At 64.1% G+C, this 14,711-nt stretch carries 10 protein-coding genes; 4 read left to right on the top strand and 6 right to left on the bottom strand.

Translation table 11 applies throughout. From position 1 onward, the window contains the following. The first annotated feature begins 46 nt into the window (after positions 1-46). Positions 47-1,180, top strand: a complete 1,134-nt coding sequence (locus GRX03_RS10010; RefSeq protein ID WP_159764055.1) for a thiolase family protein — start codon at positions 47-49, stop codon at positions 1,178-1,180. 74 nt (positions 1,181-1,254) lie between these two features. Further along, complete coding sequence (locus GRX03_RS10005; RefSeq protein ID WP_159764054.1) at positions 1,255-3,111, top strand: methyl-accepting chemotaxis protein; 1,857 nt, start codon at positions 1,255-1,257, stop codon at positions 3,109-3,111. Between the two features lie 30 nt (positions 3,112-3,141). On the opposite strand, the gene GRX03_RS10000 is transcribed toward GRX03_RS10005, so the two are convergent. The 3 genes from GRX03_RS10000 to GRX03_RS09990 all read right to left on the bottom strand — a co-directional run bounded on the left by GRX03_RS10000 (position 3,142) and on the right by GRX03_RS09990 (position 8,091). Continuing rightward, positions 3,142-4,704 carry a long-chain-fatty-acid--CoA ligase gene (locus GRX03_RS10000; protein ID WP_159764053.1) on the bottom strand — a complete coding sequence of 521 codons (1,563 nt, stop codon included), beginning with the start codon at positions 4,702-4,704 and terminating at the stop codon, positions 3,142-3,144. Positions 4,705-4,765: 61 nt separating this feature from the next. Then, positions 4,766-7,003, bottom strand: a complete 2,238-nt coding sequence (locus GRX03_RS09995) for a TRAP transporter permease (protein ID WP_159764052.1) — start codon at positions 7,001-7,003, stop codon at positions 4,766-4,768. Between the two features lie 2 nt (positions 7,004-7,005). Continuing rightward, positions 7,006-8,091, bottom strand: a complete 1,086-nt coding sequence (locus GRX03_RS09990) for a TAXI family TRAP transporter solute-binding subunit (protein ID WP_159764051.1) — start codon at positions 8,089-8,091, stop codon at positions 7,006-7,008. Between the two features lie 182 nt (positions 8,092-8,273). On the opposite strand from GRX03_RS09990, the gene GRX03_RS09985 reads away from it, so the two are divergent. Further along, positions 8,274-9,437: an acyl-CoA dehydrogenase family protein gene (locus tag GRX03_RS09985; RefSeq protein ID WP_159764050.1), complete on the top strand. Its 1,164-nt coding sequence runs from the start codon at positions 8,274-8,276 to the stop codon at positions 9,435-9,437. A gap of 309 nt (positions 9,438-9,746) precedes the next feature. Further along, on the top strand, positions 9,747-10,505 hold the full coding sequence (locus GRX03_RS09980; protein WP_159764049.1) for an IclR family transcriptional regulator: 759 nt from the start codon (positions 9,747-9,749) through the stop codon (positions 10,503-10,505). A 228-nt stretch (positions 10,506-10,733) separates the two neighbouring features. Here GRX03_RS09980 and GRX03_RS09975 read toward each other — a convergent pair whose 3' ends face one another. The 3 genes from GRX03_RS09975 to GRX03_RS09965 form a co-directional block, all read right to left on the bottom strand. Next, positions 10,734-12,656, bottom strand: a complete 1,923-nt coding sequence (locus tag GRX03_RS09975; protein ID WP_159764048.1) for an archaea-specific SMC-related protein — start codon at positions 12,654-12,656, stop codon at positions 10,734-10,736. A gap of 50 nt (positions 12,657-12,706) precedes the next feature. Continuing rightward, entirely contained in the window at positions 12,707-13,300 is a 594-nt protein-coding gene (rdfA, locus tag GRX03_RS09970; RefSeq protein WP_159764047.1) for a rod-determining factor RdfA, read from the bottom strand. A 179-nt stretch (positions 13,301-13,479) separates the two neighbouring features. Continuing rightward, positions 13,480-14,679, bottom strand: coding sequence for an acyl-CoA dehydrogenase family protein (locus GRX03_RS09965; RefSeq protein ID WP_159764046.1), 1,200 nt, complete (start codon positions 14,677-14,679; stop codon positions 13,480-13,482). Between the last annotated feature and the right edge of the window lie 32 nt (positions 14,680-14,711).

Genomic DNA, 14,711 nt, shown 5'->3' with positions numbered 1-14,711 from the left:
ATGAAAAACCGGGACGGTTAACCCGGGCGCGGATGTATCGGCGGGTATGAGTGAGCGACAGCCAGTCGTCGTTAGCGCAGCCAGAACACCGCAGGGAAAGCAGGGCGGCGTCTTCGCCGAGACCGGCAGCGAGGAGCTATCGGTGCCGGTCGTCGAGGAGTTGATCCAGGAGACGGGAATCGACCCGGAGACGGTCGACGACGTGCGGTGGGGCTGTGCGAAGCAGGTCAACGAGCAGAGCAACAACATCGCCCGCGTGATCGCGCTGCTCGCCCTCGAAGAGTCGGTCCCGGGGACGACGATCGACCGCCTCTGTGCCTCCTCCGCCGAGGCGATCATCAGCGGTGCCGACCAGATCCGTGCGGGCACGCGTGACGTGATCGTCGCCGGCGGCGTCGAGAACATGTCCCGCAACGAGCGCCGAAAGGGGATCGGATCGTACGACGGCATCGCAGAGCGATACGACGTGGACGGACTGGCGATGGGCCAGACCGCCGAGAAGGTCGCCCAGAAGTTCGACATCTCCAGAGAGCGCCAGGACGAGTACGGCGCACGGAGCCAGCAGCGCGCCTGCGCGGCGACCGAGGAGGGCAAGTTCGACGAGGAAATCGTCCCGATCGAGACCGACGACGGCGTCGTCGAGGAGGACGAAGGCTTGCGTCCGGGGACGACCGCGGAGGGGATCAGCGACCTCCCGCCCGCCTTCGAGGAGGACGGGACGGTGACCGCCGCGAACGCCTCGCAGATCTCCGACGGCGCCGCGGGTCTGCTGCTCACCTCCCGGGAGTTCGCCGAGCGCGAGGGACTGGAGATCATGGCGACCGTCGAGGGCCACAACGTCGCGGGCGTCGATCCGACGATCATGGGGATCGGCCCGGTGCCGGCGGTGCGGGGCATCTGGGAGGAGAACGGCCGCGACGCCGACGAGTACGACCTGGTGGAACTGAACGAGGCCTTCGCGAGCCAGACGCTGTACTGCCAGGACGAACTCGGCTTCGACGACGACGTGTTCAACGTCAACGGCGGCGCAATCGCAATCGGCCACCCGCTGGGTGCCTCCGGCGCGCGCCTGCCCGTCACGCTGATCCACGAACTTCAGCGCCGGGGCGGCGGTCTCGGCCTGTCGACGATGTGTGTCGGCTACGGCCAGGGCGCGGCCATCGAGTTCGCCGTCAAATAACGGCCGCAAATCTCATTACTGATAGCGGAGTCGTGGAATTAATACTGGTTGAGGAAAGTCACTCAGATATTACAATGTTCGATCTAGTGCAGCGACTCCTCGGTGGAGACGACTCGGTGTCTTCGAGTGGGGATCTCAAGCCGGAGCCTGACGGCGGGGCAGTCGTCGAGCGGGTGCCACGGTCGGCTCTCGAGGAGCGATACGACGACGGTGTCGACGGGGAACTGCTGTCCGACCATCGCAGCCAGCTATCCCGCACCCTGCGGGGCGAGGAGAGCCCGGAGGAAGTCGCGGCGACCGCTCGCGAGCAGGCCGCCGCCGGGGTCGATGCCGGCACGTACGCCCGCTCGTACGAGCTCGCGGTGGAGGCAGCGGTCGACCGCGCCTTCGACGAGCTCGAAGCCGGCGCCTCGGTCGCGGAGGCCCGCGAACGGGCGAAATCGGACATCGAACACACGATGGCGACGCTACAGCGCGGTCTGGACTCCTTCGACGGAACGGCCGTCTCGGTCGACGAGGTGGTCAAAGCCTTCCCGTCGTCGTGTATCCTGATCGGGGCCGATCACAGCGTCATCGCCTACACCGGGCGGCTGATGGGGCTAGACGACGACCACTCCGAGTTCCTCGGGAAGGACTGCCGGGAGACGATTGCGGTGGCGACGTACTCCGACAAGTCGCGGGCGAACACGCTCGCGGACAAGGTCGCCGAGAACCCCCGCGACGCCCACGAGCACTGGGACGTCGAGCGGACCGACGAGGAGAACCCGCTGGTCGATTTCCCGGTCTACCGGGATACGAGTGTCTCGAAGAACAAAGACGGCATCGAGACGCACATCGAGTTCGTCGCCGTCCCGATGTTCGACGACGACGGCGAACTGAAAGCCGTCTTCGAGTTGATCGAGGACCGCTCGGAGGAGGTCGCACGCGAACGGGAGATGGTCGAACTGATCGAGGAAGTGAGCGCGACGCTCGACGCTATCGGTGACGGCAACCTCGGCGCGCGCGTCGAGTACGAGGACAACGGCCACATCGATTCGGAGTTGGTCGGCCTCGTCGACGACGTGAACACGATGGCGACTTCCTTCGAGGAGTTGATCCAGCAGGTCACCGCGGAGACGAGCGAACTGGGGCGGTCGATCGGGCAACTGACGGACGCGGCCGGCCAGATCGACGACAAGGTCGACGAGCAGAACAGTTCGCTCGATCAGATCGCACGAGAGATCGAGAACATCTCCGCGACGATGGAAGAGGTGGCCGCGAACGCGAGCGAGGTGACCGAGGCCGCACAGCGAGCAAAGGAGACGACCGAGGAGGGTGTCGACGCCAGCGAAGACGCCAGGACGGCGACCACCGAAGTGCGGGAGGCGACCGGCGAGTTAGTCGAGACGGTCGAGCAACTCAGCGAGAAGATGGGCGAGATCAGCGAGGTCGTCGAGATCATCGGCGACATCGCCGAGCAGACGAATATGCTCGCGCTCAACGCGAACATCGAGGCCGCCCGAGCGGACAAGGGCGGCGACGGCTTCGCGGTCGTCGCCGACGAGGTGAAGACACTGGCGACGGAGACCCAACAGCACGCCGACGACATCGCCGCCCGGGTCGAGGAGATCGAAGCCTACGCCGAACGAACGGTCGAAGGGGCCGAGCAGTCCCACGAACACGTCGACGCCGCCGCCACCGAGATCAACGAGGTGCTCGACTCCCTGCAGGCAATCGCCCGAGAGGTCGACGACGCGGTCACGGGGATCACGGAGGTCGCTGAAGCCAACGACGATCAGGCCGCCCGGATCGAGGAGGTCGCCGCGACCGTCGAACAGGTCCAGAACCGGGCCGACGACGTCGCCGAGACGACCGACGATGTCGTCCGGGCCGCCGAGAATCAGCGCCAGGTCGCGTCGGATCTCAGCGACAGCGTCGACGAGTTACGGTAAATCGGGGCTGTCGAAAGAGCGGACCGCTGCTCAGTTCTCGTCCTCTTCGCGGATCTTGAACTTCTGGACCTTGCCCGTCGTCGTGCGGGGCAGTTCCTCGACGAACTCGACTTCGCGGGGGTGTTTGTACTCCGCGAGGTTGTCGAGACAGTACTGTTTGATCTCCTCGGGCGTCGCCTCGGCGTCGGGCGTCGGGACGACGTAGGCGACGGGGATCTCACCGCGTCGGTCGTCCGGGATGCCCACGACAGCGGCGTCTGCGATGTCCGGGTGCTCGAAGAGGAGTTCCTCGACCTCTCGCGGGTAGACGTTGTAGCCGCCGGTGACGATCATGTGTTTCTCCCGGTCGACCACGAAGAAGAAGTCGTCCTCGTCCCAGTAACAGACGTCGCCTGTGTGGAACCACGTCTTCCCGTCCTCCTCGGTGAAGGCCTTCTCGTTGGCTTCGGGCAGGCCCGCGTAGCCTTTCATCACGTTCGGTCCGGAGACGACCAGTTCGCCCGTGATCTCGTCGAGGTCAGTCTCCTCCTCGTCGACGGGGCCTTTCTCGACGCGGGGCATCGTCTCGAAGTTCGGGCCGACGACCTTCGCGTCGACGCCGTCGAGTGGCTGTCCGATCGACCCCTTCCGGCGGGCCTCGGGCGTGTTGGCGTGGGTGACCGGGGAGGTCTCGGTCAGGCCGTAGCCCTCGTTGAGTTGGACGTCGTAGAGGTCCTCGAACCGTTCGAGCACCTCGATGGGCAGGCTGGAGCCGCCGGAGTTGACGAACCGCAGCGAGTCGAAGGAGTACTCGTCGGCGTCGGGCTGGTTGATCATGTCGTTGAACATCGCCGGGACGCCGAACATGATCGAGATCCGTTCGCTCTCGATGAGGTCCATGACCATCGGCGCGTCCCACTCGGGGATCGGGTAGTAGGTCGCGCCGGCGTACATCGCGCCGTTCATCACGACGCTCATGCCGTAGATGTGGAACAGCGGCAACACACCGAGCAGTTTGTCGTCGGGCTGGATCTCCCCGGGCACGACGCCGGAGTTCGTCCGGGTCGTCCAACCGAGGTTGTGGTGGGTGAGGAGGACGCCTTTCGGCGTGCCCGTCGTCCCGGAGGTGTACGGCTGGACGGCGATGTCGTCGTCCGCCCGGTCGACGATGTCGATGGTATCCTCGGCGAGGAAGTCGTCGAACTCCGTCGCGCCCTCGACGTCGGCACCGACGCTGACGACCTCGTGGACATCCGTCTCCTCGAGGACATCGAGGACTTCCGGCACGTTGTCAGCCAGCGAGACGACGGCTTCGGCGCCGCTGTCTGCGAGCAGGTGGCTGATCTCGCGAGCCTTGTACTGTGGGTTCATCGGGACGACGACGCCGCCGGCCCGGAGCGTCCCGTAGAACGCGGTCACGAACTGCGGGAGGTTCGGGAGGTAGATACCGACCCGGTCGCCCTCCTCGATGCCGCTGTCGTGTAGCTGCTTCGCGAACTGGCCCGCGCGTGTCCAGAACTGGTCGTAGGTGAGTTCCTCGCCGTCGTAGGCGATTGCCGTCGAGTCGGGGTTGGACTCGACGGTTTCGCCCACGTCTGTTACCAGATTCGTCATACGGTCGTGTGGTCGTCGTAAGCCGGCAAAAGAATTGCGTCTCGGAGTTTCCAGCGGAAATTCAATCAGAGGCCGTCGGTTCGGCCGTGTCGATGTCGTAGCCGACGACGTACCGCGCCCGCAGGAGCAGGCCGGCGACCGTGACCGCGGCGACTATCTGTAGCAGGTAGCCGAACGGCTCGGGTGCCAGCGACCCGAACATCGCAACCGCGCCGATCGCGAGGTACAGCAGTCGGACCGGAGCCGAGAGGTTGGTCGCTCCGTCGAAGCCGACCGTCGCGACGATCAGCCCGACCGTCCCGGCGAGGACGAACACGAACGCGAAGGGCGTGCCGTCGAGGAAGTACGCGCCCGGAGAGCCGGCCGACCACTGGATCAGCGTGTTGTTCGCGACGAAACTGAAGGGGATGACGAAGCCGGGTGCGCCGAGTCGGAGCGCCTGCTTGCAGGAGGTCAGGAAGTCCGAGTCGGCGATCCGTGAGCCGACCGCCACCGAGATCGCAACCGGCGGCGTGATCGCCGAGAGCATGGCGAAGTAGAACACGAACATATGCGTCGTGAGTTCGGGCGTGCCGAGTTCGGTAACCGCGTCGGCGACCAGGAAGGCCACCAGGATGTACGCGGCGGGCGTCGGCATGCCGAGCCCGAAGATGATGCTCGTGATCATCGCCAGCACCAGCACGAGCGCGAGTCCGCCGGTAAAGCCGAAGAGAGTCACGTCGGCGAAGCCGATGATCTCGGTGCCGAGCCGGCCGGTCAGGCCGCTCTTGTTCAGCAGTTGGATAATCATCCCCATCGCCGAGAGGACGCCAACGAGCGGGGCCATCTCCGTGCCGCCCTGTTCGAGTCCCTTCGCGGTCTGTCTGGCGATCGAGCCGACCTCGTAGCGGTTCTCCCCGTCGGTCGAGGAGGCGTTGTACGCTCGCTGGAAGAGGTTGCGGGCGATCATCGTGACGAACAGCGCGACGATGGTGTACAGCCCCGCGGTCATCGGCGTGTAGCCCGCGAAGACCAGCGTGTACAACAGGACCGCGAGCGGCGGGGCGAACGACGCCCCCTTCTTCAGCACCGACCAGTCGAACGAGGAGAGGTCGCTGGTCGTCCAGCCGTGTTTGAGGATGGTGAAGTGGATCCCGACGAAGACGCTCAGGTAAAACAGCGCGGCGGGAATCGTCCCCGCCTGAACGACGCCGAGATAGGTGGTATCCGAGACGATATCTGCCATCAGGAAAGCAGCGACGCCCATCACGGGCGGGAGCATCTGTCCGCCGGCGGAGGCGACGCCCTCGATGGCCGCGGCGTAGTCGTCACGGATCCCCTGGTCTTTGATCATCGGGATGGTGAAGCTCCCCGTCGTCGCGGCGTTGGCGGCCGCGCTACCGGTGATCGATCCCATCACCATGCTCGAAATCACGGCGATCTGGACGACGCCGGTCCGGAGCGTCCCGCCGAGTTCGGTCCCGACCTCACGGACGAACTCGAGCAGGCCGAAGGCCTTGGCGATGCCGGCGAACATGATGAACACTGCGACCCACGTCGACCCGATACCGACGATTGTCGCGTCGAAGACCCCGGAGTAGACCCCGAGCGCGACCTCCTCGATGATTCCGAGCCAGTTGTCACCGGAGTGGCCGAGCAGCCCCGGCAGCGCGGGACCGACCGCCTGGTGCATGTACACGAGCGCGAGAATGCCGACCGAGGCGATGATCCAGCCGAACGCCCGGCGGGTCGCGTCGGTGACGAGGATGATCAACAGCAGCCCGATCGTGTGATCGATCGATCTGTACCCGAGGAGGTTCGCGGACGTGGTCAGACGACCGAACGAAGTGAAGACGTGATACGCCGCGAACACCGCAGCGAGGCCGAGGACAATCGCGAGGTACGGATCAATCCGGGCGTACGCCGAGCGAACCGGATCGAGCGCGCTCGTGTCGACGGAGAGATCGACCCCGAGGTCCTCGAGCAGAGACGTCTCCTCGTCGTCGTCGGACTCCTCGTCGCTCGCGGTCTCCTCGCTATCACGCAGTCCGTATCGCTCGGTCAGTCGCGTCCGCGCGTAATCGAAGTAGTAGACGGCGAGACCGACCCCGACGAAGATGATGACGTACTTCGCTCGCTCGGGGAACTGCAGCGGGTCCGGGACGACGCCCACGAAACTGATGCCGAACAGCGAGAGGTTCGTGAGGTTGTAAAACGCGTAGTAGAGGGTGAACAACGTGAACACTGCCGCCAGGACGGCGGTGGCCCTATCGAACGTCCAGACGAGCCGCGCCGGCCACCTGCGGGAGCGGATAGACATCGTTAGACGTCAGCGACTTCCCAGTCGTCGTTCCAGACGCCGCGCTCTCGGTAGAACTCGGCGGCCGAGGGGTGGAAGGGGATGCCCTCGTAGGGGTTTTTGACCCAGAACTCGGCGTTGCGGTGGAAGTTGAAGATGCCGAACTCCTCGGCGAGCGCGTCCCGGGCCTCCCACATCGTCTCCAGGAAGTTCGTCACGGCGTCGGGGTCGAGTTCCGCACGCGAGACGAAGTTGTACGAGAACGTCGGTGCCGCGACCTCGTTCGGCACGTCGACGTTCTCCTTGTCCGAGCCTTCGAGTTGGGTCATGTCGATGGTCTGGCTCAGGATCTTGTCGTCGTCTTCCCACGCGCTCGCGGTCGAGTCCTGCACGTCGAGGACGCGGAACTGATCGACCGAGTTGATCGCCTCCTGAAGCCAGCCGGGCGTGATGACCGAGTTGAGCAGCGTCCCGACACCCACGTCGAGTCGGCCCTCGTTCATCGCACCGCCCTGGGAGGTGAATCCGACGCTAATGCGTTCGTAGTTCCCGCCGGTCGGCTCCTGGAGAGCGTATTCCAGCCCCGGAGCGGTTCCCGACCCCGAGGGCGTCGGCGAAATCGTATTGCCGCTGCCGATGTCCGACAGCGTCTCCAGATCGAAGTTGCTCGTGATGAAAAACCACGGGAGGTCGTAGTAGTGGAACAGCTGGGAGAGCTGCATCTCGAACTCTCCGAAGTCCCCGACCCCCTCGCGGAACTGTCGAGCCGTCCAGTTCTGGAGAAAGCCCATCTCGATGTCGCCGTTGGCGATGTCACCGAGGTTCTCCTCGGTGCCGTCGCTGGTCTGGGCCTCGACGCTGAGACCCTCCAGTTCGTCGTTCAGTACCGAGGCGAGCGCGGTAAGCGCCGTGTGTGCCGTCGTCCCGCGCTGGGACGTTTTCATCCGGATGGTATCGACGTTCTGCACCGATTCGAGTGTCTCCTGTCCGACGCCGCCGTCGTCGCCGCCGATACAACCGGCCAGTGCAGCCGTCGCACCGCCCCCCATTGCTGCCAGAACAGTCCGGCGAGTCTGTCGACTAATCGTGTGACTAGGCTTGTCTGCCATACGCGAGAGAAGATAGGCGATGTATATAACTGTATCGATACGGTGAACGGAGTAAACGACACAGCCCGGTCCGGATTACGGTGGTACAGTTTGCCCAGCGAGAGTAAACAACGGCAAATACTGGGGGCGCTCGGCCCCGGGAAAAGACGAGCATATTTGTATCTGCACGCTAATGATCTACTATGCTGGATTTCGTTCAGCTCGAGGAGGATCTCGACCAAGAGGAGCGAATGATCCGGGACACCGCCCGGGAGTTCGTCGAAGAGCACGTCAAACCGGACATCGGCCAACACTACGAGGAGGGCACCTTCCCGAAGGAAGTCATCCCGAAGATGGGTGAGCTGGGTTTTTACGCGCCGAATCTCGAAGGATACGGCTCACCGAACGTCTCGGAGACGGCCTACGGCATCCTGATGCAGGAACTGGAGGCGTGTGACTCGGGGCTGCGCTCGATGGCGTCGGTCCAGGGTGCACTGGTGATGTACCCCATCCACGCCTACGGCAGCGAGGAACAGAAAGAGGAGTGGCTGCCGAAACTCGGTGAGGGCGAGGCCGTCGGCTGTTTCGGGCTGACCGAGCCGGAACACGGCTCGAACCCGTCCGCGATGGAGACCCGAGCGGAACGCTCCGAGCAGGGCTACGTCCTCAACGGCTCGAAGACCTGGATCACGAACTCCCCGATTGCGGACGTTGCGGTCGTCTGGGCGCGGGATACCTCCGCGGAGAACAACCCGGTCCGCGGGTTCCTCGTCGAGACCGACCGCGACGGCGTGACGACCAACAAGATCGACGACAAACTCTCGCTGCGGGCGTCGATCACCGGCGAGATCAGCCTCAACAACGTCGAGGTGCCCGAGGAGAACGTCCTCCCCGGCGTCTCCGGCATGAAAGGGCCGCTGTCCTGTCTCACCCAGGCCCGCTACGGAATCGCGTGGGGCGCAGTCGGCGCGGCGCGAGACTGCTTCGAGGTCGCACGGGAGTACGCGACCGACCGCGAGCAGTTCGACCAGCCCATCGCGAAGTTCCAGATGCAACAGGACAAACTCGCGGAGATGGCCACCCAGATCAGCCTGGCACAACTTCTGGCCTACCGGCTGGCCGAACTCAAGGAGGACGGCCGGATGACGCCGGCACACGTCTCGATGGCCAAACGGAACAACGTCCGGATGGCCCGCAACCAGTCCCGGATCGCCCGTGAGATGCTCGGGGGCAACGGGATCACGACCGACTACTCGCCGATGCGGCACATGCAGAACCTCGAAACGGTGTACACCTACGAGGGCACCCACGACATCCACACGCTCATCCTCGGCGAGGAACTGACCGGCTTCCAGGCGTACGTCTGAACCGACTCACTTTTTCTCCGCACGGACTGACCGCGGACCCGAACCCCTGAGTCGAAAGAGGGACCGGCCGAGTCGTGCTCCGGGCGGCGAAACGCGGCGACGATCACCTCGTCGGTGCTGGACACGATTGTAGTGGGTGGAGAGATCCTCGCCGCGGCGTGATCTTCGGGACAGTTGTTTCGTACAGCAGAATACTCTTCGCAGAACGGGGAAACAGTTCGCCAACTGAGGGAGACCGCTGTCCCGTATCCCGCAGAGCGCGTTTCATTCTCCGAAATATTCTTACGGGCCCGTAGCGAGAGGAAGAGTATGGGACCGCAAAACGGCGAGGACGTGGGGGTCGCGACGACGAGGAAGACCTTCGCGATTCTCGAAACCCTCCGGGAGTCGGAGGGGCTTTCGATTGCGGAGATTACTCGTCGGACGGAGTTGACCAAGAGTACGGTTTACCGGCACCTGAAGACCCTCCAGGAGTTGGGATACGTCATCGAACGCGACGGCGAGTACTACATCGGGATGGGGCTGCTCGAAATTGCCGAGCAGACGCGGAACCGGGAACCGGGGTATACGGTCGCACAGCGGAAGGTGTTCGACCTCGGCCGGGAGACCGACGAGCGGGCGATGTTTCTCGTCGAAGAGAACTTCGAGGGCGTCTATCTCTACCGGTACGGAAGCCCCTCGAACACGATGGTCGGGGAACGCCGGCCGCTGCACGCGCTCGCTTCCGGGAAAGTCATCCTCGCGGAGTTCGACGACGACCGCCTCGAGCGTTTCGTAGAGCGAAAAGAGCTGGGCCAGCACGCAAAGAACACGATTACGGGCCAGGGGGCTCTCCGGGAGGAACTCGCCGAGGTCCGCGAGCAGGGGTACGCGCTCAACGACGAGGAGTACATGGACGGACTGTTCGGCGTCGCGGTGCCGGTGTACACGCCGGAGGACGAACTGCTGGGTTCGCTCGGACTGTTCGGACCGACCAGCCGATTTACTGACGAGTATCTCTACGACGATCTGATCGACCGCCTCTGGGACAAGGCCGGAGAGATCAAGGTGACACTCGCCTACGGGTAGTCCGAATAGTGAAACGACGGCGGCCGCACCCGTCGGCCGGGAATCGCCGACCGGTGACGTAATTCTCAGGCGTATCCGATTCGTCCGCTGGGAGCGTCGAGCCGAATCGAACGAGAATTGTCCGGTTTTCACGAGTGGTATTTCACTCTGCGGAACGGTCGCTGTCGTCGACACCGTGGGCCGGCGGTCACGGGAGCGGACTGATTTTACGGTGGTACTGCTGTAAAATCAGATCTCGGAGACGACATCGTGGTCGTCGGCAAGCGCCTGTGCATCTTCTTCGAGCAGTGCGACGACGAGATACTGGACGAACTCCCGGAAGTATTCGACCAGCGTCGCGATGCGCTCGGAGTCGATCGCTTCCAGCGAATCGAGCACCATGACCGGCACCGACTCGTGGAGGTCGTGGACGAGATAGCCGGCGAGCGCGAAGACCAGACCGGTCACCTCGCGCTCGCTCTCGCTGAGGTGGTCGATCGAGTCCTGGTACGCCGTTCCGTCCTCGGTCGTCCGGACGATCCGAAGCTCGAAACTCGGCCGTGGCTGTTCCTCCGGGTCGAGGCGTTTGATCCAGATCCGCTCGATGTTCTCGTAGCCGAGCAGCTCCAGGAGCGTCGCCATATGCGTGTTGAACTGCTCGACTGCCTCGGCTTCGAGGCGGTCGATTCGGGTTCGCAGCTCCGTCAGCCGGTCGGCAACCTCTTCGCGTCGCTCGCGGAGGCGCTCGCGGTCGTCGATCCGACGCTGAATCCGGTCGATCTCGGTCTCGGTGTCGGCCAGTTGCCGTTCGGTCTCTTCGAGTTCGACGGAGAGTTCGCTCACGCGTTTCTGCACGTCTGCGAGGTATTCGTGGTCGGCGGGATCGAGTCGGTCCACGGCGGTTTCCAGCGTCTCCAGCCGGTCGGACAGCTCTGTGCGCCGCGTTTCGAGATCGGCTTTCCGATCCTCGCGGCGGTCGATCTCCGCTTCGACGGCGTCGAGTCGGTCCGTGAGTTCGCTGCGCTCGCGGCGGTCCGACTCGATGCGCTCCTTGCGTGCCCGCAACTCTTCGAGATCTGCTTCGATATCGCTCCGTTCGGCCACCTTGGCCTGTCGGAGCTCCCGGAGTTGATCGACAGTCTGTTCGATCCGATCGGAGTGGACCGTCGACCCACAGGTCCAGCAGGTCACTTCCCCACCCTCCGATAACAGCTGCCGTGTCAGGTCGCCGGCGTCGGAGAACACCGGATCGCTCCCGTCGAGACGGCGCTGGTTGAACTGGATCGTCTGGCGGAGTTGCGCGATCTCGTCGTCGAGATCGGATTTCTGTGACCTGAGGCGGTCGATCTCGGCAGACAGTTGGCTGAGATCCGTCTCGGTATCGGCCGTGAGTTCGTCGAGTTGCTCCCGGAGCGACTTCCGCTCCTCGCGGAGTGCCTCGATACTCTCTCGCTCCGTTTCGATCCGGTCGCGGACCCGTTCGAGTTCCGAGCGAGCGTCCTGGACCGCATCGAGCTTCTCGCGCAGCCTGGCTTCGCGGTCCTCACCCTCGGCGGGGTCGAATTCGGCCGTATCGAGTCGGTCTCGAAGCTCCGCTAACTCGGTCCGAAGCTCCTCGGCCTCCTCTTCGAGTCGGTGTCTGGTCTGTTCGAGATCCGGGAGCCGTCGTTCGAGCGTCTCGAGTTCGGAGAGGCGGTCGTCGAGGTCGCGTTTCTCGGATTCGAGACGGGTGATCTCGTCGTTGATCGCGGCGGTATCGACCGGGCGCATGATCAACTCCCGGAGGTCGGCACCGCGGGCGACCGCGCGTCTGGCCTCGTTCGATTCGAGTAAAAACGCGAACAGGTCCGCAAGTTCCGGGTCATCGAGGAACGGCTCGCCGCCGTACCGGACCGTGTTCTGCCGTCGTTCGAGAGCGGCCGTGTAGGTCTCGTCCGCTTCGAGTGTCGCCCGCCCGGTGGTCTCGTCGGCTTTGAGCGTCGCCTGTTCGCTGCCGAGCGCGGCCATCAGCCCCTGGAGCAGCGACGTTCGGTTGGTCGCGTTTCGGCCCGACAGGACTGTCACGCCCGCGGAGAGTGTCACAGTGGTGTCGTCGATGCCGCCGATGTTCGAGACGGAGAGGTCGACACGCTCGGGGAGCAGCGACTGTTTCTGGTCGGCGTTCGGAGACATCCCGTTACCTCACGGTTGGCTACCGACCTGATAGCCCTTTCGCTCACCCATCACTGACAGTGACAGCCCCCGCGGTCGAGTAACTCCCGGACGGCGTACTGACGGTTGCACTCCTGACAGGCAACCTGAACCGTGACGAACACTTCCGCAGCGCCGATATCGAGGGCACCGTGTTCCGCAAGGCGCTCGATGGTATCGCTAGTCACGGCCTCCGTTCTGCTCTGGAGTCTCCCGACGGTCGTGGTCGCGTCGTCGATCCGTTCCTCGTTCGTCGGCGTCGACAGAGAGGCGTCCAGACAGTCGGTTAGATGCGTGTAGACCGTCTGGTGTGAGACGAACTGCTCGTCGAGCGTATCGGTATCGACTCCCTCGCGCTGTAGCTCTCGGCGCGCCTCGATCCGGTCGCCGCTCGTCACGTCGTCGTCGGTCAGCAGCCGGTGGTACGCCCGGATATCCCCGTCTTTCGTCGGAACGCCGGCCTCCGTCAGCGCCGCTCGAAGCACCCGCTTGTTGAACCACTCCGCGAGGTCGCGCGTGCTCTGGCGGTCCTCTCCGGTCCAGCGCTCGACGAGTTCGCCGTCGACTGCGAGATTCCGATCGGCCGCGACACGGCCGACCTTGCAGGTGCAACCGCTCTCGTCCATGCGATTACGTCGGGCCGAGGTGTTCAAAAGTGCCCCGGTTCGTTACAGCCGTACGTTTGTAAAACAAGTCGAGAGAGTACGACGGTGCCGGCTCGGGCGGAAATCCGACGCGGGAGTCGTCGATAAAGCCAGCGTTTATAAAAATTCCATCATTAACAAGAAAGATATAGGTTCGGGAGTTAGTACGATCGCGGCAGGTCGAGAGTATGCTCGGCGATGTGGTTGCGCATCATCTCGGTCGACCCGGGAGCGACCCGACTGAGGCGCGTGCCCTTCCACATCTCGATGACGCCGTACTCCTTACTGAAACCGTTCCCGCCGTGGACCTGGAGTGCGACGTCCGTCGCCTCGTGTGCGGCCTCAGAAGCCCGGAGCTTCGCCATATTCGACAGTTCCGCGACCGTCTTTCGGTTCTCGTCGGCGTCCATCATCCAGGCGGACTTTCGAACGAGCATGTTCGCTGCTTCCAGTTTCGAGTACGAGTCGGCAATCGGGTGTTGGATGGCCTGATGTGCCCCGATAGGCTGGCCGAACACCTCGCGTTCACGAGCGTAGTCGGCGGCGCGTTCCAGGGCGGCATACCCCGTCCCGACCGCTCCGGCGGCACCGACGATCCGCTCCGGGTTGACTGTATCGAACAGCTGATACAAACCCATATCTTTCGTCCCAATTATATCTTCTTCGTCGGCCTCGTAGCCGTCGAGTGATAGCTCGAACTGTCGTTCCGGCGTCGGGATGCCGGTATCGAGTTCCCGGAGTTCGATGGCGTCGTCTCCGGGGTCAGCGAGAAAGAGCGTGATCCCGGAGGTGCGTTTCTCGACATCCGCGAGTGGCGTCGTTCGAGCGACGAGTAACATCCGGTCGGCCCGGTCGGCTCCGCTGATCCACTGTTTGCTGCCCGTAATCTCGTAGCCGGCGTCGGTCTCCTCGGCGTAGGTGTCCATGTTCGGGGCGTTGTGTCCGGCGTTCGGTTCGGTCAGCGCCATACAGAACTTCAGGTCGCCGTCTGCCAGCGCCGGGAGGTACTCGCGTTTCTGCTCCTCGGAGCCGTGTTCCGCGAGCGTGACCGCGCCGAAGACGACGTTGACGACGAAGAGCATCTCCGAGCCGAAACAACCGTGTCGGGTGAGTTCCTCGACGATTGCGGAGAGTTCGGTGATTCCCAGCCCTTCGCCCCCGTACTCCTGTGGGATCGTCGTCCCGAGAAAGCCAGCGTCGGCACACTCCTGCCAGAACTCGGCCGGGTCGCGTTTATCCGGCCCCGTCACCGCCCGCCAGTAGGCGTCGTCGTACCCGTCGGCAACCTCGCGGGCGGTCTCCCGGATCAGTCGCTCTGTCTCCCCTCCCCCGAATGATGGTGTGTCCTGTGACACCGTCATACATACTTCGCGGGCCGCCAGCAATATAAAGA

This window comes from Halovenus carboxidivorans (genome assembly GCF_009831575.1).
In the GTDB taxonomy this organism is placed as follows: Archaea; Halobacteriota; Halobacteria; order Halobacteriales; family Haloarculaceae; genus Halovenus; species Halovenus carboxidivorans.
This window is presented reverse-complemented; position numbering and strand designations above follow the sequence as displayed.

Coding starts and splice junctions, on each gene's coding strand:
- GRX03_RS10010 (WP_159764055.1), top strand. CDS start 47: ATGAGTGAGCGACAGCCAGTCGTCGTTAGCGCAGCCAGAACACCGCAG.
- GRX03_RS10005 (WP_159764054.1), top strand. CDS start 1,255: ATGTTCGATCTAGTGCAGCGACTCCTCGGTGGAGACGACTCGGTGTCT.
- GRX03_RS10000 (WP_159764053.1), bottom strand. CDS start 4,704: ATGACGAATCTGGTAACAGACGTGGGCGAAACCGTCGAGTCCAACCCC.
- GRX03_RS09995 (WP_159764052.1), bottom strand. CDS start 7,003: ATGTCTATCCGCTCCCGCAGGTGGCCGGCGCGGCTCGTCTGGACGTTC.
- GRX03_RS09990 (WP_159764051.1), bottom strand. CDS start 8,091: ATGGCAGACAAGCCTAGTCACACGATTAGTCGACAGACTCGCCGGACT.
- GRX03_RS09985 (WP_159764050.1), top strand. CDS start 8,274: ATGCTGGATTTCGTTCAGCTCGAGGAGGATCTCGACCAAGAGGAGCGA.
- GRX03_RS09980 (WP_159764049.1), top strand. CDS start 9,747: ATGGGACCGCAAAACGGCGAGGACGTGGGGGTCGCGACGACGAGGAAG.
- GRX03_RS09975 (WP_159764048.1), bottom strand. CDS start 12,656: ATGTCTCCGAACGCCGACCAGAAACAGTCGCTGCTCCCCGAGCGTGTC.
- rdfA (WP_159764047.1), bottom strand. CDS start 13,300: ATGGACGAGAGCGGTTGCACCTGCAAGGTCGGCCGTGTCGCGGCCGAT.
- GRX03_RS09965 (WP_159764046.1), bottom strand. CDS start 14,679: ATGACGGTGTCACAGGACACACCATCATTCGGGGGAGGGGAGACAGAG.